The organism is Marinobacter nanhaiticus D15-8W (genome assembly GCF_036511935.1).
Lineage (GTDB): Bacteria > Pseudomonadota > Gammaproteobacteria > Pseudomonadales > Oleiphilaceae > Marinobacter_A > Marinobacter_A nanhaiticus.
The window spans coordinates 4093669-4116847 of sequence record NZ_AP028878.1 but is presented as its reverse complement, the minus strand read 5'-3'; the positions used below and the strand labels follow the sequence as shown (position 1 = coordinate 4116847).

Genomic DNA, 23179 nt, shown 5'->3' with positions numbered 1-23179 from the left:
CTATATCAGAGCAACGTCTGAAATCACCCGAACCCGGCGACATGCTGGCGAGTGCTATTGGTGATGAACCAGGCAAGCCCAACTTCGACGAAGTAGGTGAGGGCGTGCCAGATAGGCATCCGGGAAAGGCGTGCGGGCGTACCCATGATAACTGCGGCATGTGCCGGGCTTATGCCAGGCCTCCAGCAGCGGTAGAGGGAGGGCGAACATGGTTTCCCTAAACGGCGTTATGCGTCTGCAGGCGTGCCTGGCACGATTGTCCATGCGAGTAGTGTCCGCGGGGCTACTGTCTGTCGCACTTGCTGGAGCGCTCGCGCTGTGCCTGAGTACTGAGCCTGTCCAAGCTAATGACGAAGTGGCCGACATGCAGGAGGTTATTAGCGAGCAGCTCGATGCCTTTGCCCAGGACGATGACGTGCGAGCATTCAGCTACGCCTCGCCGTCCATTCAACGCGGTTTCTCCAGCGCCGAGGCCTTCGGTAACATGGTGCGCAAGCAGTATCCGGCGGTTTATGAAGCCACCACGGTGCGTTTTCGCGAGCAGGTTCCCCACCCTGGCTTCGTCGTCCAGCGGGTGCTCCTTGTCGGACCCGAGGGCCGTTACTGGGAAGCCTACTACCGGATGGAGCGGCAGGATGGCGAGTGGCGTATTGCAGGTGTCGTGCTAAAACGCAGTGAACTGGGAATTTGATATCACTCCGACTCGGCGCTGGATACGGTTACATCACGCGCGAGCGCTTGTAATATCAATGATTTCTGGTGATCGGCGAAGCCTTCGATTTGCCGTTCCGCCGCTTCGGGGTCGCGGGCCAGCACAGCCTGGGTCAGCCGCGAGAAGAACATGCCCGTCCTATCAAGGTCCTGCCGGTAACGATCCGCACAGAAATAGTAGGTTCGGCTCACCGCCGGTTTGAAGTTGGTCAGCGCTTCGGTGAGGTAGGGATTCGCTACCACTGCACAGCAGGCATCCATAACATCAAAGCTGGCCTGCACCACCGCTGAAATATTGGGAGCGTCTGCGTTCAGGCGCGAGGTCGCCTTGTGGATCACATCCATCAGCCGTTCCCGGTCCTTCTCCTGCCAACGCTCGCATAACCGACGCGCCAACATGATAAGCAGGTGCATGTAGACATCATAGAGTTCCGCCGCGTGATCGGCATCCAGCAGGCTTGCCGTTGCCCCTTTGCGCGGGGTGATGTCAACCAGGTGCCACCGCTCCAGTGTATAGAAGGCTTCCTTTACCGACGCTCGGCTCACCTCAAGTTCTACGGCTATGGTCGCTTCCTGCAAACGCTCGCCGGGCTTGATATCGCCCGTCATCAGGCGATCGGCGAGGTAGTTGGCGATTTGCTCCGCCAGGGTATTGGGCGCCTGAAACTCCATGCTGTCCTTCCAAGTTGAGCTGTGGATAAGCGGATGGCGCTCCCTTGAATGCAAGGGCCGGGGCGCTGGGTAGACCCAAAAAAAGGCGGGCCTAATGGGCGCTTCATCATAGCACAGCGGCCCCGGGGAGGGCGGCCATTCAGGTTGGGGCGCCGTGAGCCGATTTGTGGCTGTCTTCTGATATCAAGTTTGACGACTGTTGTATTGTAGGACACTATAGCAAGCAGAAGGTCGTGTAGGCCGCTGTATGCGGTCGCCGTGAAGCCAACATCGACTGAACATAGAACAAAAACGTCATCCTAAAAGCGAGGTTCGTATGGACTCACAGCAGGTTACCCTGGAGACATCGTCGTCCCGTCGTCGGCTGCTCTTGCGCCTGAAGAAGTACAGTTTCCTGATCGCCATGTTGCCCCTGGCCCTCCCAATGCTGCTGCTCGGCGCCGGTAAGGCGACCGGCTGGGTCGACCTTTTTGCCTGGGGCGTACCGGTGGTGGTGTTCGGTCTCATTCCTCTACTCGACTGGATGCTCGGCCAGGATGCCCTGAACCCGGACGAGCAGACCGATGTGCCCCATATGAACAATGAGCTGTTCTACCGCATCATGACCCTTGGTTGGGTGGTGGCGTTTGCCTGGGTGCTGGTATGGGGTATGCAAGTACTCACCAGTGGCACCTTCACGGCATTTGGGGCCCTGGGCTGGATCGTGTCGATCGGTATTGTCGGTGGGCTGGGCATCAACGTCGCCCACGAACTGATCCACAAGGACGGTCGACTCGAACCGTGGGCCGGCGGATTGTTACTATCGCTGGTGTGTTACGGAGGCTTCAAGGTCGAACATCTGCGTGGCCACCATGTGCATGTGTCCACTCCGGAAGATGCGTCCTCCTCTCGCTACGACCAGTCGCTGTACAACTTTCTGCCGCAGGCATACGTTCGCAACTTCCTTAACGCCTGGCGATTGGAAGCGGTACGTCTGAAGCGCAAAGGTCATGCTCCGCTGACTTGGCGTAACGAATTGATGTGGTGGTACGGCCTCTCGTTTCTGGCGCTGGTAGCCTTTATGCTTGCTTTCGGGTGGCTAGGCGCCGTTTATTTCCTGGGGCAGAGCTTCATCGCCTTCACCCTCCTCGAGATCGTCAACTACCTGGAGCATTACGGTCTGCATCGCCGCAAACTGGAGAGTGGCCGGTACGAACGAACCACGCCAGAGCACAGCTGGAATTCCAACTACTTCCTGACCAATGTTTTCCTGTTCCACCTGCAGCGCCATAGTGACCACCATGCATATGCGAAGCGCCGCTATCAGGTCCTGCGTCATCATCAGGTTGCGCCACAATTGCCCGCTGGATACGCAGCGATGGTGGTCTTGGCATTATTTCCGCCTTTGTGGAAGAGGGTGATGAATCCGCGGGTAGAAGCGTATTACAAGGGGGAAGAGCATCAGCTTGGTTAAGGTGTCGCCGATGCATGCCTCGATCAGATGCAGTGGCTGAACGCTATATCTGCTTTGCCCGTTGCGTCAGTAGCGGGCTCTTCACTTGTGTGTGGTGATCGGGAAACGAGGGCGCCCCAAGGGAGGGCCGCCCTTTCCTTCATCTGCAATCCGGGAAAGCCGTCTCAGGCTTGGCAGTCCTCTTCTACGATCTTCTGGAACTCGTCTTTCTTCTGCTGGATTTCTTCCGGTGTCAGGTAGCGTTGCTCGCCATTCTCGGTCACCTTGATCCGCGCATGGGTGCTGATCGTTTTAAGGTTGTCCTGTGCGATCTCGCAGTTTTTCTGGCGCTGCTTGGCAACGGCTTCTTCCTGCCTCGTCATGTCTTCTTTCTCGGCCTGCTCGGCAGCCGCTTTATCCATGGCTTCAACACGCTCCTGCGGAGTGGCGCGCTGCTCGGCATTGGCGCTCTCGCTCGTGCCTGAACGGACATTGACGGTTTCGGTTTGCTGACCGGTCGGCTGACGATCACCGAAATGCGTCACACCGTTTTCGTCGGTCCACTTATACACTGAGCTGGCCTGTGCGGAGAGTGTCGAGGCTGATAGCAGGATACTCAGCAGAATTCCAAATTTTTTCATGCGGATACAACCTGTTTCCATATGCGTTTGGCGATGGCATTCCATGCCAAATCGTTTTACCTGGTCCAGAGCCAATTCTGCCATGGCCGAAATCAATGTGCTTAAGATGAGTCAAAAACTGTGAATTGGCCAGTCCTTAGCTGTCGGTTTTATGTAACGGAGTTTGGACAGGGAAGGCCCAATGGCGCGCCTCGGCGAGCTGTTGGTATTGACAGGGCGTTTCCCGCTGTCACAATTGGCGATTGCCTGAAAACAGGGGTAAATACGGCAGGCAATCCCGTGCAAGTATCCCCATTGATTACCACACTGAACGTCTCGCGCATTCTGCGCGGTCTGGGTTGCGATAGCTTGCTGTAGCAAGAACTTCGCAGTCCATCAACTGGCCGACCTCCGGCACCCTCAGGAGGCTCGGTTGGCCAAGAGACAACCTCTGCGTCCCATGGTGTGGCGGAATGTCCGGTCCGGCTTTCACAAGAAGCTCTGCACCGGAACCCCAGGCAACCGGCGAAAGCCGGCACATTCACTCTATAAAGAGGGTAGAGAAAGTGGAGTTATTGTCTGGCGCAGACATGCTGATCCGTTCCCTGCAGGATGAAGGGATCGAGTACATCTACGGTTATCCGGGTGGCGCAGCACTGCATATCTATGACGCCCTGTTCAGACAGGACAAGGTCAAGCATATCCTGGTCCGCCACGAACAGGCTGCCGTGCATATGGCCGATGGCTATGCGAGAGCCTCGGGCAAACCGGGGACCGTACTGGTGACATCCGGCCCGGGTGCCACCAACACCATTACGGGCATTGCCACAGCTTTTATGGATTCCATCCCGATGGTGGTCCTGTGCGGTCAGGTGGCATCAAGCCTGATTGGTGAGGACGCCTTCCAGGAAACCGACATGATCGGTGTTTCCCGCCCGGTGGTGAAGCACAACATGACGGTGCGTCATCCTTCTGAAATTCCCGAGATCGTTCGCAAGGCCTATTTTATTGCATCAACCGGTCGCCCCGGTCCGGTGGTGGTCGATATTCCCAAGGATATGACCACGCCCAACGAGCGTTATGAGTATAGCTACCCCAAGAAGGTGAAGCTGCGCTCATATAACCCAGCGATGCGTGGTCATGCCGGTCAGATCCGTAAGGCGGCTGAAATGCTGTTGGCGGCGAAGCGGCCGATCATCTATGCCGGCGGTGGCGTCGTGTTGGGTAAGGCTTCCGAGCAGCTTACCGATCTGGCTCACCTGCTGGGATTCCCCGTCACCAATACGTTGATGGGTATCGGGGGCTTTCCTGCTGGCGACAAGCAGTCCCTGGGCTGGTTGGGCATGCACGGGACCTACGAGTCCAACATGGCCATGCATCATTCCGATCTGATCCTGGCCGTCGGTGCCCGTTTTGATGATCGTGTCACCAATGCGACCGAGAAGTTCTGTCCCGGCGCGCGGATCGTCCATATCGATATCGACCCGGCATCCATTTCCAAGACCGTCGAAGCCGACGTACCCATCGTTGGGCCAGTCGATGCCGTACTGAAGGAAATGATTGCGCTGGTCAAGGAAAGCAAGGAAAAGCCCGATGCCGAAGCGCTAAAGGCCTGGTGGAAGCAGATCGACGAGTGGCGCGCCTTCCACGGCATGCGTTACGAAAAGAGCGACAAGTACATCAAGCCGCAGGAAGTGATCGAGGCGCTGCACCGGCTTACCAATGGCGAGGCATTCGTTACTACCGATGTCGGGCAGCACCAGATGTTCGCGGCGCAATACTATAAGTTCAACAAGCCCAACCGCTGGATCAACTCCGGTGGTCTGGGCACCATGGGCTTTGGTTTACCGGCGGCCATGGGTGTCAAGCTGAGCTACCCTGACGACGACGTCATCTGCGTCACCGGTGAGGGCAGTATCCAGATGAACATCCAGGAGCTGAGCACCTGCAAGCAGTACAACCTGCCGGTCAAGATCGTGAACCTCAACAATCAGGCACTGGGCATGGTGAAGCAGTGGCAGGACATGAACTACGAGTCCCGCCATTCGCAGTCCTATATGGAATCCCTGCCGGACTTCATCAAGCTGGCCGAGGCCTATGGGCATGTGGGCATCAAGATCGACCGCAAGGAGGATCTCGAAACCAAGCTCGAAGAGGCCTTTGCGATGAAGGACAAGCTGGTGTTCCTGGACATCTACGTTGATCCACACGAGCACGTCTACCCGATGCAGGTGGCCCGCGGCTCTATGAAGGATATGTGGCTCAGTAAAACGGAGAGGGTCTGATCACCATGCGTCGCATCATTTCTGTATTGCTTGAGAACGAGCCCGGTGCGCTGTCTCGTGTGGTTGGGCTGTTTTCCCAGCGTAACTACAACATCGAGACCCTGACCGTCGCACCCACCGAAGACGAGACGCTCTCTCGCCTGACTGTCACCACGACCGGTTCAGATCGCGTCATCGAACAGATCACCAAACAGCTCAACAAGCTGATCGAGGTGGTCAAGCTGGTGGACCTCACCGAGGGTGCGCATATCGAACGCGAGCTGATGCTGATCAAACTCAAGGCGAGCGGATCCCAGCGTGCTGAGATCAAGCGTACGGTCGATATCTTCCGGGGTCAGATCGTCGATGTCACCAGCACGGTTTATACCGTGCAGCTGGCGGGCGATAGCGACAAGCTTGATGCCTTCATTCAGGCGGTCGGTACGACTGGCGTGCTCGAGGTGGTTCGCTCCGGGGTGTCCGGCATTGCGCGCGGCGAGAAAGTTCTCAGTATCTGAGCAGGAAAAGCTCTCGGTATCTGATTGAAATCATTCATTGAATCTCGGCCGCGAAGGGCCGGATAAGTAACAGGGGAAAGTTATGCAGGTTTATTACGATAAAGATTGTGACCTCTCCATCGTCCAGGGCATGAAGGTGGCGATCGTCGGTTATGGCTCACAAGGTCACGCGCATGCCAACAACCTGAAAGAATCTGGTGTCGATGTTATCGTTGCGCTTCGCGAGGGCTCTTCTTCTGCTGCCAAGGCAGAGGGTGCAGGTCTTGTCGTCAAGAGTGTTGCCGAAGCTTCCAAGGAAGCGGATATCGTCATGGTGTTGGCACCGGACGAGAACCAGAAGGCTATCTATGAAAGCGAGATTGAGCCGAACCTGAAGAAAGGCGGTGTGCTTGCCTTTGCTCACGGCTTCAACGTTCATTATAACCAGATCGTTGCCCGTGCTGACCTCGACGTCATCATGGTGGCGCCGAAGGCACCAGGCCATACGGTTCGTACTGAGTTTGCCCGCGGCGGCGGTATTCCGGACCTGATAGCAATCCATCAGGATGCGTCCGGCAACGCCAAGAACATCGCCCTCTCTTATGCCAGCGCTATCGGTGGCGGCCGTACCGGTATCATCGAAACCTCCTTCAAGGATGAAACCGAGACTGATCTGTTCGGCGAGCAGGCAGTTCTGTGTGGCGGCGCGGTTGAGTTGGTCAAGGCCGGTTTCGAGACTCTGACCGAAGCGGGCTACGCGCCTGAGATGGCGTACTTTGAGTGTCTGCATGAGCTCAAGTTGATCGTCGACCTGATGTATGAAGGTGGTATCGCCAACATGAACTACTCCATCTCCAACAATGCGGAGTACGGCGAGTACGTTACCGGTCCGGAAGTCATCAACGAGCAATCCCGCGAAGCGATGCGCAACGCACTGAAGCGTATCCAGAGTGGTGAGTATGCCAAGATGTTTATTCAGGAAGGTAACACCAACTACCCGTCCATGACCGCGCGTCGTCGCTTGAATGCGGCGCACGACATCGAGACAGTTGGTGAAAAGCTGCGTTCCATGATGCCGTGGATCTCGGCGAACAAAATTGTGGACAAGGAAAAGAACTAATCTTCGGATGCGTTCTTCAAGACGCGGCCTCCGGGCCGCGTTTTTGCGTTTATAGGTGACTGTTTCGTAACCAGTGTTGGCGGCCGGCTTGACGGATGTGTCCCCTTAATCGTCTATAATGCCCGTTGTATGTTTTTCAGGAATCGAGCCGAATGAGTAAGACTAACCGAACTGACGATAACTCGGTATCTGCAGAAGAAGCGCTTCGCGAAGGTGAGGTGGTCGAAGAAGAGGTCGTCGAGGGCGCACGCGTTCGCAGGAAGGGGATCTACCTCTTGCCCAACCTGCTGACGACAGCCTCACTCTTTTCCGGCTTTTTTGCCATGGTCTCCGCTGCGAACGGTATGTTCGAGAACGCAGCCATCGCGATATTCGTATCCATGGTGCTTGATGGTCTCGACGGGCGCGTTGCGCGGATGACCAACACCCAGAGCAAGTTCGGCGAGGAATACGATAGTCTGGCCGACATGGTAGCGTTCGGGGTGGCGCCGGGACTGGTTGCCTTTTTCTGGTCGCTGAACAGCTTTGGCCAGTTTGGGTGGGCGATTACCTTCATCTATGTCGCCGGCGCTGCGTTACGCCTCGCTCGTTTCAACACGCAGATTGGCTCAGTCGACAAAAAATATTTCGTGGGTTTGCCCAGCCCGTCTGCGGCTGCAGTGGTGGCTGGTCTGGTCTGGTGCTTCCAGGGCGTGGAGCCCGAGTTCTGGCTCAAGGCGATGACGGTCTTGGTGGTCGGAGGCGCGGGCGTGCTGATGGTCAGTAACATTCTATACCGCAGTTTCAAGGATCTCGACTTGAAAGGGCGCGTTCCGTTTGCGGCCATCCTGGTGGTGGTTCTCGTCTTTGTCGTGGTCACGTTGGACCCGGGAACGGTGCTTTTTGCTGGTTTCCTGGTTTATGGCCTTTCTGGCCCTGCTCGCGCCCTTTTTCGCAAGGTGCGTAGGCCGCGTCCTCAGGCTGCAGAAGGTGCTGACACCAACAAAGATTAATGCCTGGTAGGGCGTTGCCCCGGATGCCGGGGCGACGCTACTTTTGCCCTTCCCCGTTTCTTCTTTTCAGGGTTGAAACTCAAGTCGCCGTCATCACATACATATAAGGCCTTCTTGGTTGTTTGTTGATCGACTTGGTCGTGTTTTTGGTTATCTTCTAAACGACTCGTTTCGGAAAACCGAGACATTCGATAAAAAGTTTGAGAAAGGGGTTTACAGGTCCGGTGGGGTCTGTAGAATGCGCATCTCTTTCGAGGGGCACGCCACTGAGGCGGGCCGGGAGTCGAAAGGCAACCGTTTGTTTTCTTTGAAGTATTTGAGTTCAGGTTCTTCAAAATAACGGTTGACAAGGCGGCGGTTCAGCGTAAAATGCGCGCCACCTTGATGAGGTAAAGCCGGGAGGTTTTCGGCGGTTTCGGAAGTCGCGAAACGCGGAAAAATAAACGGTTGACAAGGTGGCGGTTCGCTGTAGAATACGCGGCCTTGATCGGGCAACGGCCCAGCTCTTTAAAAAGTTGACCAAGTAATTCGTGTGGGCGCTGGCTGAGGTATTTCGGCAACGAAATATCGAGACAGTGACTCGTCGAAATTGAGTTTTGTCTTGAGCATGATTTGGGATTTTCGGATCCCGTATGATTTAAACTGAAGAGTTTGATCATGGCTCAGATTGAACGCTGGCGGCAGGCTTAACACATGCAAGTCGAGCGGTAACAGGGGGAGCTTGCTCCCCGCTGACGAGCGGCGGACGGGTGAGTAATGCATAGGAAACTGCCCAGTAGTGGGGGATAGCCCGGGGAAACCCGGATTAATACCGCATACGTCCTTCGGGAGAAAGCAGGGGCTCTTCGGACCTTGCGCTATTGGATGTGCCTATGTCGGATTAGCTAGTTGGTGGGGTAAGAGCCTACCAAGGCGACGATCCGTAGCTGGTCTGAGAGGATGATCAGCCACATCGGGACTGAGACACGGCCCGAACTCCTACGGGAGGCAGCAGTGGGGAATATTGGACAATGGGGGCAACCCTGATCCAGCCATGCCGCGTGTGTGAAGAAGGCTTTCGGGTTGTAAAGCACTTTCAGTGAGGAGGAAAAGTGGGTCCCTAATACGGGCTCGCCTTGACGTTACTCACAGAAGAAGCACCGGCTAACTCCGTGCCAGCAGCCGCGGTAATACGGAGGGTGCAAGCGTTAATCGGAATTACTGGGCGTAAAGCGCGCGTAGGTGGTTTGATAAGCGAGATGTGAAAGCCCCGGGCTTAACCTGGGAACGGCATTTCGAACTGTCAGGCTAGAGTATGGTAGAGGGTAGTGGAATTTCCTGTGTAGCGGTGAAATGCGTAGATATAGGAAGGAACACCAGTGGCGAAGGCGGCTACCTGGACCAATACTGACACTGAGGTGCGAAAGCGTGGGGAGCAAACAGGATTAGATACCCTGGTAGTCCACGCCGTAAACGATGTCGACTAGCCGTTGGGACTCTTGAAGTCTTAGTGGCGCAGTTAACGCACTAAGTCGACCGCCTGGGGAGTACGGCCGCAAGGTTAAAACTCAAATGAATTGACGGGGGCCCGCACAAGCGGTGGAGCATGTGGTTTAATTCGACGCAACGCGAAGAACCTTACCTGGCCTTGACATGTTGGGAACCTTCCAGAGATGGAAGGGTGCCTTCGGGAACCCAAACACAGGTGCTGCATGGCCGTCGTCAGCTCGTGTCGTGAGATGTTGGGTTAAGTCCCGTAACGAGCGCAACCCCTATCCCTAGTTGCCAGCACATGATGGTGGGAACTCTAGGGAGACTGCCGGTGACAAACCGGAGGAAGGTGGGGATGACGTCAGGTCATCATGGCCCTTACGGCCAGGGCTACACACGTGCTACAATGGCGCGCACAGAGGGCTGCGAACCCGCGAGGGCAAGCTAATCTCTTAAAACGCGTCGTAGTCCGGATCGCAGTCTGCAACTCGACTGCGTGAAGTCGGAATCGCTAGTAATCGCGAATCAGAATGTCGCGGTGAATACGTTCCCGGGCCTTGTACACACCGCCCGTCACACCATGGGAGTGGATTGCACCAGAAGTGGTTAGTCTAACCTTCGGGAGGACGATCACCACGGTGTGGTTCATGACTGGGGTGAAGTCGTAACAAGGTAGCCGTAGGGGAACCTGCGGCTGGATCACCTCCTTAAACGAAGCCGAACGCTTCGGTCAGAGCCCACACGAATTACTTGGTCAATGGATAAGAGAGCATAAGGGTCTAATGCAGACCCGATGTCGGTTTGGTTAAGCTTTGAGGGTATCTCAGGGTTTAGCGCCGGATTCGGATCAGCTGGCAAGGCGTGGGCTGAGTGAAGAAGGGAGCGTACACGCGTACGTGACCGACTGAGCGAAGACCACAACGCAGACCAGGTGAGCCGAAGACAAGCAAAACCGGGTCTGTAGCTCAGGTGGTTAGAGCGCACCCCTGATAAGGGTGAGGTCGGTGGTTCAAGTCCACCCAGACCCACCAGAATTTCGTGATGCGGCGTTATCGAAGTACTTGCATAGCAGGCTATGCGGCGCACTTTGATGCCTTGCCTCACAAAATTCTTGGCAGCTTTACTGGGGCCATAGCTCAGCTGGGAGAGCGCCTGCCTTGCACGCAGGAGGTCGGCAGTTCGATCCTGCCTGGCTCCACCAACTTTACGAAGACCTGGCTTCGGTCAGTGTGCAGAAACAAGCGTTTCGGATTGATGACAATCGGAAGCCCTTCTTTCTGATCACTGGGTCAGACATGCTCTTTAACAATGCGGACAAGATTGCAAGCCGGATGGATCATCTCTTTATCTCCGAGATGGCCCATCCAATGATAGCGATTTCAAGCGTTATCCGGTGTTAATCGTTGGGTTGCTTAATCTTGGATCAACCGCTGGCAGGACAAAAGGCTGCCGGCAGGTTTAATCGAGGCTGAAGGCGTCAGGCAAGGCGCAGGCTGAGTGAAGGAAGGCGCATACACACGTATGTAACTGACTGAACGAAGACTGCAGCGCGGCATGACGGTTTCAGACGAAGATTAAACAGTTGGTTTGGGGTTATATAGTCAAGCAACTAAGCGCATACGGTGGATGCCTTGGCAGTCAGAGGCGATGAAAGACGTGGAAGCCTGCGATAAGGCTCGGGGAGCTGGCAAACAAGCTGTGATCCGGGCATCTCTGAATGGGGAAACCCACCTGGTTTCGGCCAGGTACTGTGCACTGAATTCATAGGTGTACAGGGCGAACCGGGGGAACTGAAACATCTAAGTACCCCGAGGAAAAGAAATCAACCGAGATTCCCTCAGTAGCGGCGAGCGAACGGGGACTAGCCCTTAAGCTAGACAACTGGTAGGAGAAGGCTCTGGAAAGTGCCGCCATAGTGGGTGATAGCCCCGTATCCGAAACCTGAGTTTAGTGAAATCGAGTAGGTCGGCGCACGAGAAACGTTGACTGAATATGGGGGGACCATCCTCCAAGGCTAAATACTCCTGACTGACCGATAGTGAACCAGTACCGTGAGGGAAAGGCGAAAAGAACCCCTGTGAGGGGAGTGAAATAGATCCTGAAACCGTATGCGTACAAGCAGTCGGAGCACCTTCGGGTGTGACGGCGTACCTTTTGTATAATGGGTCAGCGACTTATGTTCAGTGGCGAGGTTAACCATCTAGGGGAGCCGTAGGGAAACCGAGTCTGAATAGGGCGATTTAGTCGGTGGACATAGACCCGAAACCGGGCGATCTATCCATGAGCAGGTTGAAGGTGCGGTAACACGCACTGGAGGACCGAACCCACTGTCGTTGAAAAGCCAGGGGATGACTTGTGGATCGGAGTGAAAGGCTAATCAAGCCCGGAGATAGCTGGTTCTCCCCGAAAGCTATTTAGGTAGCGCCTCGGACGAATGCCACTGGGGGTAGAGCACTGTTTCGGCTAGGGGGTCATCCCGACTTACCAAACCGATGCAAACTCCGAATACCAGTGAGTACTATCCGGGAGACACACGGCGGGTGCTAACGTCCGTCGTGAAAAGGGAAACAACCCAGACCGCCAGCTAAGGTCCCTAAATACCAGTTAAGTGGGAAACGATGTGGGAAGGCGAAGACAGCTAGGAGGTTGGCTTAGAAGCAGCCACCCTTTAATGAAAGCGTAATAGCTCACTAGTCGAGTCGGCCTGCGCGGAAGATGTAACGGGGCTCAAACTGGTTACCGAAGCTGCGGCTGCATACATTGTATGCGGGGTAGGGGAGCGTTCTGTAAGCCTGTGAAGGTGGATCGAGAGGTCTGCTGGAGGTATCAGAAGTGCGAATGCTGACATGAGTAACGATAATGCGGGTGAAAAACCCGCACGCCGGAAGACCAAGGGTTCCTGCGCAACGCTAATCGGCGCAGGGTGAGTCGGCCCCTAAGGCGAGACCGAAAGGTGTAGTCGATGGGAAACGGGTTAATATTCCCGTACCTCGCGTGACTGCGATGGAGAGACGGAGAAGGCTAGGTAAGCCGGGCGACGGTTGTCCCGGTTTAAAGGTGTAGGCAGAGGGCTTAGGCAAATCCGGGCCCTTAATGCTGAGACCTGATGACGACCGCCCATTGGGCGGGAAGTTACTGATGCCCTGCTTCCAGGAAAATCTTCTAAGCTTCAGGTCACGGGAGACCGTACCCCAAACCGACACAGGTGGTCAGGTAGAGAATACCAAGGCGCTTGAGAGAACTCGGGTAAAGGAACTAGGCAAAATGGTGCCGTAACTTCGGGAGAAGGCACGCCGGTGTGTAGGTGAAGCCCCTTGCGGGTGGAGCCGAAGCCGGTCGAAGATACCAGGCCCCTGCGACTGTTTATTAAAAACACAGCACTCTGCAAACACGAAAGTGGACGTATAGGGTGTGACGCCTGCCCGGTGCCGGAAGGTTAATTGATGGGGTTAGCATTCGTGCGAAGCTCTTGATCGAAGCCCCGGTAAACGGCGGCCGTAACTATAACGGTCCTAAGGTAGCGAAATTCCTTGTCGGGTAAGTTCCGACCTGCACGAATGGCGTAACGATGGGGGCGCTGTCTCTACCCGAGACTCAGTGAAATTGAAATCGCCGTGAAGATGCGGTGTATCCGCGGCTAGACGGAAAGACCCCGTGAACCTTTACTATAGCTTCACAGTGAACTTTGAGCATGCTTGTGTAGGATAGCTGGGAGGCTTTGAAGCGGTGACGCCAGTCATCGTGGAGCCAACCTTGAAATACCAGCCTGGCCTGTTTGAGGTTCTAACTTGGTCCCCTGATCGGGGATGAGGACACTGTGTGGTGGGTAGTTTGACTGGGGCGGTCTCCTCCCAAAGAGTAACGGAGGAGCACAAAGGTGGGCTAAGTACGGTCGGACATCGTACGGTTAGTGTAATGGCACAAGCCCGCTTGACTGCGAGACGGACAGGTCGAGCAGGTGCGAAAGCAGGTCATAGTGATCCGGTGGTTCTGTATGGAAGGGCCATCGCTCAACGGATAAAAGGTACTCCGGGGATAACAGGCTGATACCGCCCAAGAGTTCACATCGACGGCGGTGTTTGGCACCTCGATGTCGGCTCATCACATCCTGGGGCTGAAGCCGGTCCCAAGGGTATGGCTGTTCGCCATTTAAAGTGGTACGCGAGCTGGGTTTAGAACGTCGTGAGACAGTTCGGTCCCTATCTGCCGTGGACGTTGGAGATTTGAGGAAAGCTGCTCCTAGTACGAGAGGACCGGAGTGGACGAACCTCTGGTGTTCGGGTTGTCACGCCAGTGGCATTGCCCGGTAGCTATGTTCGGACAGGATAACCGCTGAAGGCATCTAAGCGGGAAGCCCCTTCCAAGATGAGATCTCCCTGGCCCCTCGAGGGCCCTGAAGAGCCGTTCAAGACCAGGACGTTGATAGGTCGGGTGTGTAAGCGCTGCGAGGCGTTGAGCTAACCGATACTAATTGCTCGTGCGGCTTGACTATATAACACCCAAGCCAACTGCGGATAACGCAGGAAATCGCTTCAGCTGAGCTTCGGCTCGCGCAATCTTGTCCCACCCAGTGGTCAACCTTTTTGCCTGACGACCATAGCGGTCCGGAACCACCTGATCCCATCCCGAACTCAGCAGTGAAACGGACCAGCGCCGATGGTAGTGTGGCTTCTGCCCATGCGAGAGTAGGTCATCGTCAGGCTCCCAATCCAAAACCCCAGTACGGCAACGTGCTGGGGTTTTTTATTGCCTGCAAGAAAGGACGACCTACGGCTATCCGCACCGACGCCGCCAGGCCGAGCGACCACGGCTCGCTCAGGTAAGGACGCCCGAAGCGTCTCGCTTCGGGCCGGGGGCGTCGTCTGCAGTCCAAAGGGCTGCCAGTACCAGGCACCTCCGAATCGAACAGCCTATATGACCGGTCCGTGGTCAAGCAGCCAGCCCCATAAACAACCCCCGCCCCAATGCAGTATACTCTGCCCTGAAATCACAGATACCCTGATATCTCAGGCCACCAGAAACCCGGATCCTCATGACCACAGAAGCGGAACGCCAGTTTTACCTCTCCCAGATGGGCGTCCATCTCTGGTATGCACGAGATCCGTTACCCGGTGCCGCCCCATCGCCGGACTTTGATTTCTCCGAGCCGGAATCAGAACAGCCTGAGCCTGCCCCGGAGGTTGTAAGAAGCGCGCCAACTGTGAAGCGCTCGGCTGAAGATAGGGCTGCGGCTCAGGGGAATGTGCGGGACCTATTGAAAAGTATTGGAGGGCAGTCTTCGCCGAAGGAGCTCGAGCCTTCATTGGAGGAGAAGTCCGAGCCGGTGCCAGAATCGAAGCCGGTCGAGCCGTCACTGCAACCGCAAATTCGAAATGAAGCCGAAGCGGCGGTCGACGACCGTCTGGCAGTGCTTGATGGTGCGAGGCTGGACTTGGGCTTTTGGGTTTCTGATCGTCACTGTCTGGTGAGTTCTCTTTCAACGGATATTAGCGAAGAACTCCAGGCACAACTGGCGACCAACATCCTGAGGGCTATTGGCGCAGGTGTCAGCGACCAGAGGCGCTTGGTATGGCCGATCTTCAACAATCCGGCGGTCATGAAGAATGCCCGCAAGGATCTGGGTTATTTGCTGAATCGTATCGACGAAGACTTATTAGGAGACCGTGTATTTGTCGCGCTCGGTCCTCTGGCTGAAACAGAACAACAGCATCAAGCCCTGGTTTCCTGGCTCGCCGACAAACCCGTATGCGGCGAGCACGGGCTGGCCGCACTAGCAGCAGACCCGCGGAATAAGAAGTACCTTTGGGATCTACTGAAAGAGCAGCTTCTTGGAGGGCAATAATGCCTCGCGGTCGACCCTACGTCGATATCGGCCAGCTTTCCCGGAACATTCGCCCGCTTGAGATGAGCGACCTGGACCACGTTCTTGAGATAGAGCGTGGGGGCTATTCCCACCCTTGGAGCGAAAGGGTTTTCCGCGATTGCTTCAGGCCCGACTATCGACTTTGGGCGCATACTGAAATCGGTGAACTTCAGGCTTATGCCGTTGTGGCTCATCTTTTTGACGAGGCACACTTGCTCAATTTCTGTGTTGGTCGTGCACATCGGAATTCCGGCGTCGGTCGACAGTTGCTTCGTTTTCTGGTTAGAGCCGCTTTCCATGAAGGAATGGTGCGCTTGATTCTCGAGGTGCGGCGTTCCAACGAGCCGGCGATAGCGCTCTACGAATCTGAAGGTTTCCAAATGATTGGCGAGCGTCCGGGCTACTACCCGGGTGTGCAGCAGCGGGAAGATGCGCTGGTTTTTGCCCTGGACTCAATGAAGGAGCATTGACGTGGGGCTGACGCCTGATCTGATTGGTGCAGGCTGGCTGTGGTCGATGAACGTCCTGTTGATAGTCGCAATAGGTCTGGCTATCTGGCAGGCCGACTGGGCGCAGCTAGTTGTCGAGAGGGCTCTCCAGCACAGTCTGTTTGCAACCATCATCCTACTAACGCTGGTTTGGCAGATTCGTGCCGGCCTGTCGCCGGGTTTAACGATCCATATCTTGGGTATTACCGCCGTTACCCTGATGCTTGGCTGGGCCTTTGCCATCCTCGCCGGCCTGATTGCCTTATTGTTTACCAGTATTTTGGGTGACGAGTCTCTGGCGATGTTTGGAATTAACGGCATCGTCACCGTTTCTATCCCGGCATTCGTCAGCTACGGCATTATGCTGTGGGAGCGCAGCAGGGGCTTCCATAACTTCTTCGCTTACCTCTTTTTCTGTGGTTTTTTCGGGGCTGCTATCGCAGTGGCTTCGGCAGGCATGACGATGGTGATGGTGCTATGGATTGCCGGTGTCTATGGTTGGGATACCTTGTTGCATGAGTATGTTCGTTACCTGCCATTAATCATGCTACCGGAAGCCTTCATCAACGGCACGGTAATATCCGGCCTGATGGTGTTCCACCCTCAGCGTCTGCTGACTCTGGATGAGAGTCGGTATCTGTAAGTGGGAACCAGAATCTGTGATTGCACGAAGAATGTCAGGGGTCGCATCGCTAAGGGGTTCGCGTCGACGACCGTCAGAATTTATAATAGCGCGCTTTCCATTCCATTTGCGTCAAATCAGGCTGTTTACACTATGACCACGCTTTCTGCGGAAATCGAAAAGCGTCGGACGTTTGCGATCATTTCGCACCCGGACGCCGGTAAAACCACCATCACAGAAAAGGTCCTGCTGTTCGGCAAGGCCCTGCAGAAAGCCGGCACCGTCAAGGGTAAGAAATCGGGGCAGCACGCGAAATCGGACTGGATGGAGATGGAAAAGGAGCGGGGCATTTCGGTGACGACGTCCGTCATGCAGTTCCCGTATTCCGACAAACTGGTCAACTTGCTGGACACGCCGGGCCATGAGGACTTCTCCGAAGATACCTATCGTACGCTGACCGCGGTTGACGCGTGCCTGATGGTGATCGATAGCGCAAAGGGTGTCGAGGAGCGAACCATCAAGCTGATGGAGGTGACGCGTCTACGCGACACGCCGATCCTGACCTTCATGAACAAGCTGGATCGGGACACTCGCGATCCGATCGAATTGATGGACGAAGTTGAGGATATTCTGAAAATCGCGTGTGCGCCGGTCACTTGGCCAATCGGCATGGGCAAGAATTTCAAGGGTGTTTATCACCTTTTGCGCGATGAGGTAGTGCTTTATCAATCCGGTCAGGGACATACCATCCAGGAACGACGGGTCATCAGTGGTCTCGAAAATCCTGAGCTGGATCAGGCGATCGGTGCCTATGCGCAGGACCTGCGGGATGAGATCGAGCTGGTAAAAGGGGCGTCCCACGAGTTCGACCTGCATGCATTCCTCAGTGGCGAGTTAACTCCTGTGTTCTTTGGCACAGCGCTCGGTAACTTCGGCGTAGACCACATGCTCGATGGTCTGGTGGAGTGGGCGCCCTCGCCCCAACCGCGGGCGACGGATACGCGAGAGGTTGTGCCGACGGAAGAGGGTTTCTCTGGGTTCGTCTTCAAGATCCAGGCGAATATGGACCCCCAGCACCGGGACCGCGTGGCTTTCCTGCGTATAGTCTCCGGCAAGTACAGCCAGGGTATGAAGACTCGCCACGTGCGTATCGGTAAAGATGTCCGTGTGGCCGATGCCTTGACATTCATGGCGGGTGATCGAGAGCAGGCCGAGGAGGCCTTCGCCGGCGACATTATCGGCTTGCACAACCACGGCACCATACAGTTGGGCGATACCTTTACTGCTGGCGAGGATATGAAATTCACCGGTATCCCCAACTTTGCGCCCGAACTGTTTCGTCGTATCCGCCTGAAGGATCCGCTTAAGGCCAAGCAGTTGCAGAAGGGGTTGGTGCAATTGTCAGAGGAGGGGGCTGTCCAGGTATTCCGCCCCATGAAGAACAACGACCTGATCGTGGGAGCGGTTGGGGTGTTGCAGTTCGACGTTGTAGTCAGTCGGCTGAAAAGTGAATACAAGGTCGATGCGGTATACGAACCCATCAACGTTGCAACGGCCCGTTGGGTAACCTGTGACGATGAGAAGAAGCTGGACGAGTTCGAGCGCAAGGCCTACGACAACCTGGCCTTGGATGGCAGCGACCGGCTAACCTACATCGCCCCCACCATGGTCAATCTACAACTGGCTCAGGAGCGCTACCCGGACGTTCGCTTCAACAAGACACGGGAGCACTGACCGTCGCCGGAGGACACTCATGCTGGTCGATGCCCATTGCCATCTGGACTATCCGGAATTCGCTGATGACCGTGACCGTATTGTCGAGTCATGTCGGGAGCAGGGTATCGAACGTATTGTGATCCCCGGAGTGCGCGCGGCCACTTGGTCCCGGGTTGCCCAGACGGTAGCCGGAAACCCGGCGTTGTACTATTGCCTGGGGACCCACCCCTGGTATGTCGACGAGCACGAGGATGGGGATCTGGAGCGGCTTCGAGAGCGTCTGGTCGATAGATCCAGCCAGTGTGTGGCCATAGGCGAGTGCGGGTTGGATCGGCTCCATGGTGAGCTTGATCGCCAGATGCCCTGGTTCGAGGCGCAGGTGGATCTCGCCAAATCGCTGAAGATGCCGCTCGTGGTACATTCGGTACGGACGAACGACGAGGTGGGGGCCGTTCTCCGCAAGAAGGCCTTTGACGAGAGGGTGCTGATTCACGGTTTCTCCGGGAGTCCCGAGCAGGCCAGAGCGCTGGTCGATACAGGCTGCCTTTTGGGTATAGGGGGTGTTATTACCTATGCTCGCGCCCGTAAGACCCGCCGCGCCGTTACTGAAGTTCCGCTCGAGTGTCTGGTTCTGGAAACCGATGCGCCGGACATGCCGCCTGAGGGCGTCGCAAAGGGCGAAAACACGCCGTTGAACATCCTCGCTGTGTTTAAGGCGTTATGTGACATTCGTCCCGAGCCTGAGGCGAGGATCGCCGAGCAATTGCTGGCGAATGTAAATCGACTTTACGGCTGGTAGGTGACCAAAATCTGCACAAGCAGGGCTTGGCATGGATGTGCTGTTGCTATATACTTCGCGCCCTGGCTTTTCAAGGCGATGTAATCATCTCAGCCCCGAATGATGCAACGCCACCCAAATATTAGGTCGAAGGTCTCCACTGAACGCTATGCGTTGGGTAGTGGTGGCCTCTAACGTTCGTTTTAAGCGTTACAAGGCGGAATCAATGAAGACTCTGAGTGCGAAACCAGAAAGCGTAAAGCGTGACTGGTACGTTGTGGACGCAGCCGGCAAGACGCTGGGTCGTCTGTCAACTGAAATCGCCCTTCGTCTGCGGGGCAAGCACAAGCCTGAATACACCCCTCATGTCGACACGGGTGATTATATTGTCGTGGTCAACGCGGACAAGGTTCGCGTGACCGGCAAGAAGGCTTTTGCGAAAAAATACTATCACCACACCGGTTTCCCGGGTGGTATTCGTGAGATCAACTTCGAGAAGTTGATCGACAAGGCGCCTGAACAGGTTATTGGGCACTCCGTTAAGGGTATGCTGCCGAAGGGCCCGCTGGGTCGTGCCATGTTCAAGAAGCTGAAAGTCTATGCCGGTGCTGAGCATCCGCACGCAGCCCAGCAGCCCAAAGAACTCGACATTTAACGGAAGGCGAATATGTCTGTAGCACAAAATTACGGTACTGGTCGCCGCAAAACTTCTACGGCGCGCGTATTTATCAAGCCGGGTAGCGGTAACATCACCATTAACAATCGTACGATCGAGCAGTTCTTTGGTCGTGAGACCCTGCAGATGATCGTTCGTCAGCCGCTGGTTCTGACCGAGTCCCAGGAGCGTTTCGATATCAAGATCACCGTTGAAGGCGGTGGTACCAGCGGTCAGGCTGGCGCGATTCGCCACGGTCTGACGCGTGCCCTGATGGATTACGATGAGACCCTGCGTCCGGCGCTACGTCGTGCCGGTTACGTTACCCGTGATGCACGGGGCGTCGAGCGTAAGAAAGTGGGTCTGCGGAAAGCGCGTAAGCGTCCTCAGTACTCCAAGCGTTAATTCGAGGTCTCTCGAATGCGCTCAAAAGCCCGGTTTTTACCGGGCTTTTTTGTGTCTGAATGAAAAGCGTTCCCAATACGCTGCGGGGAGCGTGGGGCCGCCGTATAGCGCGGCTCTCCGACTTGTAAGGATATGGTAATTTATTTACCATTTGCCCGACCAATTTTAAGGGTGATGAAGACCTTTTCGATGTGTGGCGTGACTTTGTGCGTTGCCTCGCATCGCCTGATGGAGAAAACCATAATGAATAATGGCGACGTGAGCCAAAGCCGACGCCGATTTTTGATCGGTGCCACCTCCGTGGTGGGGGGAGTCGGCGCTATTGGTGCGGCCGTGCCCTTCGTAGCATCTTGGAATCCTAGTGCAAAAGCTGAAGCAGCCGGTGCGCCGGTCTCGGTTAATATCGACAAGATTGAGCCGGGCCAGCAAATAACGGTCGAATGGCGGGGTAAGCCTGTCTGGATTGTGCGGCGTACTGACGAAATGCTCCAGAACATCGAAAAGTTGAACGATCGGGTCAAGGATCCGCAGTCCGAGACGACCACTCAGCAGCCGGAATACGTTGAGGGTATCTATCGTTCACTTAAGCCCGAAATCGCGGTGCTTGTCGGTATATGTACTCATTTGGGTTGTGTGCCGAGCTATCGTCCTGAAGTCGCCCCCGCGGACCTTGGTCAGGACTGGCTGGGCGGCTTTTTCTGCCCATGTCACGGCTCCCATTACGATCTCGCCGGTCGCGTCTACCAGAGTCAACCAGCTCCACTGAATCTGGAAGTGCCGCCCTATCGCTATGACTCCGACGCTACATTAACGGTCGGTCTTGATCCGGAGGCCGCGTAATGCAAAAGCTCATTCAGTGGATTGATGATCGCCTGCCGATCGTAGATGCCTATAACAAGCATCTGGGCAAGTATTACGCGCCCAAGAACTTCAACGTCTGGTATTTCTTCGGTTCCCTGGCGTTGCTGGTGCTGGTCAACCAATTGGTGACCGGTATTTGGTTGACCATGAGTTACAACCCATCGGCGGAAGGCGCCTTCGCTTCCGTCGAGTACATCATGCGTGACGTCCAGTGGGGTTGGTTGCTGCGATATCTACACTCGACCGGCGCATCGGCATTCTTTGTGGTGGTCTATCTCCACATGTTCCGCGGCCTCATGTATGGCTCCTACCAGAAGCCGCGTGAGCTGATCTGGATCTTCGGGATGCTGATCTACCTGGTGCTCATGGCGGAAGCGTTCATGGGCTACCTGCTTCCTTGGGGGCAAATGTCCTACTGGGGCGCTCAGGTCATCGTTAACCTGTTTGGTGCGATCCCTGTCATCGGCGACGACCTGTCTCTCTGGATTCGCGGTGACTACCTGATCTCAGGCATCACGCTGAACCGCTTCTTCGCACTGCACGTTATCGCTTTGCCGATCGTGTTGTTGGGTCTGGTTGTGCTTCACATCCTGGCGCTTCACGAAGTGGGGTCGAACAATCCTGATGGCATCGATATCAAGAAGAACAAGGACGAAAACGGTATCCCGAAAGATGGTATTCCGTTCCACCCGTATTATTCTGTGCATGACCTGGTTGGTGTGGCTGTCTTCCTGTTTGTGTTCTGTATCGTTGTCTTCTTCTTCCCAGAGATGGGGGGGCTGTTCCTTGAAAAGCCGAATTTCGAACCGGCTAACGCTCTCAAGACGCCTGAACATATTGCGCCCGTTTGGTATTTCACCCCTTTCTACGCCATGTTGCGTGCTGTGACCGTCGATCTGTTCGGGCTCCCGGCCAAATTCTGGGGTGTGGTTGTCATGGGGGCCGCGATTGCCATCCTTTTCGTGCTGCCCTGGCTGGATCGGAGCCCGGTGCGCTCGATCCGGTATAAGGGCATGCTGAGCAAGATCGCTTTGGCTCTGTTTGTCATCAGTTTCGTCATCTTGGGCTATCTGGGTATCGTGCCGGCGACGGCAGGACGCACGTTGTTGGCCCAAGTCCTGACAACGCTCTATTTCCTTTACTTCATCCTGATGCCGTTCTATACGCGGATGGAGAAAACAAAACCAGTTCCGGAAAGGGTGACAGGCTGATGAGAAAACTGATTGTTGGTCTTTTCATGTTGTGCCTGCCAGCTTTGGGGCTGGCCGCAGGCGGTGCCGGCGTTCCTCTCGATCACATGGAGCCGGATCATAGTAACGAGGCTTCGCTTCAGCGGGGCGCGGCCATGTTTACGAACTATTGTATGGGATGCCATTCCATGGAGTACGCGCGCTACAAGCGCGTCGCCGAGGATTTGGACATCCCTGAAGAGCTTTATGAAGAAAACCTCATCTTCACGGGTGCCAAAATTGGTGAGCTGATGAAGATCGGTATGAATAAGGAAGAGGCTCAAGCCTGGTTTGGCAATCCGCCACCTGACCTGACTCTGGAAGCCCGTTTGCGTGGGGAGAGCTGGATATACTCCTACCTCCGTGGCTTCTACAAGGATGAGTCCCGCCCATTGGGGGTTAACAATGTGGTCTTCTCCAACGTCGGCATGCCTCACGTATTGGTTGGAATGCAGGGGCTTTGTGCCGTCGAGCCGCACATCGGGCACGGAGCGAGCGTTGATCCGCTCAGCGGTAACGTGGTCAACGGCTCTGTCTGTCCTGAGTGGGCTAGTGAAGGTTCAATGACGCCAGCGGAATTCGACACGGCGATGTACGACCTGACGAACTTCCTGTCGTACATGGGCGATCCGGTCAAGCTCGAGCGGGAGCGCCTGGGTATCTTTGTCCTGATCTTTATCGCGATTTTCTTCGTCTTCGCCTACTTGCTTAATCGCGAGTACTGGAAAGACGTACACTAAAGAATCAGGTATAATCCTGCCCTGCGAAGTGTCCAGTGGGTGAG

The 23179-nt window shown here is 55.6% G+C and carries 20 protein-coding genes, 2 tRNA genes and 3 rRNA genes; 21 read left to right on the top strand and 4 right to left on the bottom strand.

Going from position 1 to position 23179, the window contains the following annotated elements; all coding sequences use genetic code 11:
- Nucleotides 1–23: 23 nt before the first annotated feature.
- The gene (locus RE428_RS18430) at nucleotides 24–146 is read right to left on the bottom strand and encodes a hypothetical protein (RefSeq protein ID WP_264673101.1); all 123 of its coding nucleotides are present in this window, start codon (nucleotides 144–146) and stop codon (nucleotides 24–26) included.
- A gap of 62 nt (nucleotides 147–208) precedes the next feature.
- Between RE428_RS18430 and RE428_RS18425 the strand changes: the two genes are divergently transcribed.
- Nucleotides 209–691, top strand: coding sequence for a DUF4864 domain-containing protein (locus RE428_RS18425; protein ID WP_115840235.1), 483 nt, complete (start codon nucleotides 209–211; stop codon nucleotides 689–691).
- Nucleotides 692–693: 2 nt separating this feature from the next.
- Here the strand turns inward: RE428_RS18425 and RE428_RS18420 are convergent, their stop codons facing one another.
- The gene (locus RE428_RS18420) at nucleotides 694–1383 is read right to left on the bottom strand and encodes a GntR family transcriptional regulator (protein WP_004580714.1); all 690 of its coding nucleotides are present in this window, start codon (nucleotides 1381–1383) and stop codon (nucleotides 694–696) included.
- Between the two features lie 316 nt (nucleotides 1384–1699).
- Here RE428_RS18420 and RE428_RS18415 point away from each other — a divergent pair, with 316 nt between their 5' ends.
- The gene (locus RE428_RS18415) at nucleotides 1700–2836 is read left to right on the top strand and encodes an alkane 1-monooxygenase (RefSeq protein WP_004580715.1); all 1137 of its coding nucleotides are present in this window, start codon (nucleotides 1700–1702) and stop codon (nucleotides 2834–2836) included.
- Nucleotides 2837–3000: 164 nt separating this feature from the next.
- Here the strand turns inward: RE428_RS18415 and RE428_RS18410 are convergent, their stop codons facing one another.
- Complete coding sequence (locus RE428_RS18410) at nucleotides 3001–3456, bottom strand: DUF4124 domain-containing protein (RefSeq protein WP_040883215.1); 456 nt, start codon at nucleotides 3454–3456, stop codon at nucleotides 3001–3003.
- 545 nt (nucleotides 3457–4001) lie between these two features.
- Here RE428_RS18410 and RE428_RS18405 point away from each other — a divergent pair.
- From RE428_RS18405 to pssA, 4 genes are all read left to right on the top strand, one after another.
- On the top strand, nucleotides 4002–5720 hold the full coding sequence (locus tag RE428_RS18405; protein WP_004580717.1) for an acetolactate synthase 3 large subunit: 1719 nt from the start codon (nucleotides 4002–4004) through the stop codon (nucleotides 5718–5720).
- Nucleotides 5721–5725: 5 nt separating this feature from the next.
- On the top strand, nucleotides 5726–6217 hold the full coding sequence (gene ilvN / locus RE428_RS18400) for an acetolactate synthase small subunit (RefSeq protein ID WP_004580718.1): 492 nt from the start codon (nucleotides 5726–5728) through the stop codon (nucleotides 6215–6217).
- Nucleotides 6218–6299: 82 nt separating this feature from the next.
- Nucleotides 6300–7316 (top strand): ketol-acid reductoisomerase, encoded by a 1017-nt coding sequence (gene ilvC, locus RE428_RS18395; protein WP_004580719.1) that lies wholly within the window; start codon nucleotides 6300–6302, stop codon nucleotides 7314–7316.
- 152 nt (nucleotides 7317–7468) lie between these two features.
- Nucleotides 7469–8308 (top strand): CDP-diacylglycerol--serine O-phosphatidyltransferase, encoded by an 840-nt coding sequence (pssA, locus tag RE428_RS18390; protein ID WP_004580720.1) that lies wholly within the window; start codon nucleotides 7469–7471, stop codon nucleotides 8306–8308.
- Between the two features lie 213 nt (nucleotides 8309–8521).
- Here pssA and RE428_RS18385 read toward each other — a convergent pair whose 3' ends face one another.
- A complete protein-coding gene (locus RE428_RS18385; protein ID WP_004580721.1) occupies nucleotides 8522–8803 on the bottom strand; it encodes a hypothetical protein in 282 nt (93 codons plus the stop codon).
- A gap of 144 nt (nucleotides 8804–8947) precedes the next feature.
- On the opposite strand from RE428_RS18385, the gene RE428_RS18380 reads away from it, so the two are divergent.
- From RE428_RS18380 to RE428_RS18310, 15 genes are all read left to right on the top strand, one after another.
- Nucleotides 8948–10488: ribosomal RNA gene (locus RE428_RS18380) — 16S ribosomal RNA — on the top strand.
- Between the two features lie 244 nt (nucleotides 10489–10732).
- Nucleotides 10733–10809: transfer RNA gene (locus RE428_RS18375), tRNA-Ile, on the top strand.
- A 94-nt stretch (nucleotides 10810–10903) separates the two neighbouring features.
- Nucleotides 10904–10979: transfer RNA gene (locus tag RE428_RS18370), tRNA-Ala, on the top strand.
- Between the two features lie 398 nt (nucleotides 10980–11377).
- Nucleotides 11378–14270 (top strand): 23S ribosomal RNA (locus RE428_RS18365).
- A 94-nt stretch (nucleotides 14271–14364) separates the two neighbouring features.
- Nucleotides 14365–14480 (top strand): 5S ribosomal RNA (rrf, locus tag RE428_RS18360).
- Together the 16S, 23S and 5S rRNA genes with 2 tRNA genes alongside form the textbook arrangement of a ribosomal RNA operon.
- A gap of 330 nt (nucleotides 14481–14810) precedes the next feature.
- On the top strand, nucleotides 14811–15620 hold the full coding sequence (locus tag RE428_RS18355) for a hypothetical protein (protein ID WP_004583396.1): 810 nt from the start codon (nucleotides 14811–14813) through the stop codon (nucleotides 15618–15620).
- Nucleotides 15620–16111: a ribosomal protein S18-alanine N-acetyltransferase gene (rimI, locus tag RE428_RS18350; RefSeq protein WP_004583395.1), complete on the top strand. Its 492-nt coding sequence runs from the start codon at nucleotides 15620–15622 to the stop codon at nucleotides 16109–16111. The genes RE428_RS18355 and rimI overlap by 1 nt, the downstream gene beginning before the upstream one ends.
- 1 nt (nucleotide 16112) lies before the next feature.
- A complete protein-coding gene (locus RE428_RS18345) occupies nucleotides 16113–16772 on the top strand; it encodes an energy-coupling factor ABC transporter permease (RefSeq protein ID WP_004583394.1) in 660 nt (219 codons plus the stop codon).
- Nucleotides 16773–16904: 132 nt separating this feature from the next.
- Nucleotides 16905–18485 carry a peptide chain release factor 3 gene (gene prfC / locus RE428_RS18340; RefSeq protein ID WP_004583393.1) on the top strand — a complete coding sequence of 527 codons (1581 nt, stop codon included), beginning with the start codon at nucleotides 16905–16907 and terminating at the stop codon, nucleotides 18483–18485.
- 19 nt (nucleotides 18486–18504) lie between these two features.
- Nucleotides 18505–19266, top strand: a complete 762-nt coding sequence (locus RE428_RS18335; RefSeq protein ID WP_004583392.1) for a TatD family hydrolase — start codon at nucleotides 18505–18507, stop codon at nucleotides 19264–19266.
- 205 nt (nucleotides 19267–19471) lie between these two features.
- Nucleotides 19472–19900 carry a 50S ribosomal protein L13 gene (gene rplM, locus RE428_RS18330; RefSeq protein ID WP_004583391.1) on the top strand — a complete coding sequence of 143 codons (429 nt, stop codon included), beginning with the start codon at nucleotides 19472–19474 and terminating at the stop codon, nucleotides 19898–19900.
- A 12-nt stretch (nucleotides 19901–19912) separates the two neighbouring features.
- On the top strand, nucleotides 19913–20305 hold the full coding sequence (rpsI, locus tag RE428_RS18325) for a 30S ribosomal protein S9 (protein WP_004583390.1): 393 nt from the start codon (nucleotides 19913–19915) through the stop codon (nucleotides 20303–20305).
- A gap of 243 nt (nucleotides 20306–20548) precedes the next feature.
- Nucleotides 20549–21145 (top strand): ubiquinol-cytochrome c reductase iron-sulfur subunit, encoded by a 597-nt coding sequence (petA, locus tag RE428_RS18320; protein ID WP_004583389.1) that lies wholly within the window; start codon nucleotides 20549–20551, stop codon nucleotides 21143–21145.
- Entirely contained in the window at nucleotides 21145–22377 is a 1233-nt protein-coding gene (locus RE428_RS18315) for a cytochrome b (protein ID WP_004583388.1), read from the top strand. Before petA ends, RE428_RS18315 begins: the two co-directional genes overlap by 1 nt.
- On the top strand, nucleotides 22377–23135 hold the full coding sequence (locus RE428_RS18310) for a cytochrome c1 (protein ID WP_004583387.1): 759 nt from the start codon (nucleotides 22377–22379) through the stop codon (nucleotides 23133–23135). Before RE428_RS18315 ends, RE428_RS18310 begins: the two co-directional genes overlap by 1 nt.
- Nucleotides 23136–23179: the final 44 nt, after the last annotated feature.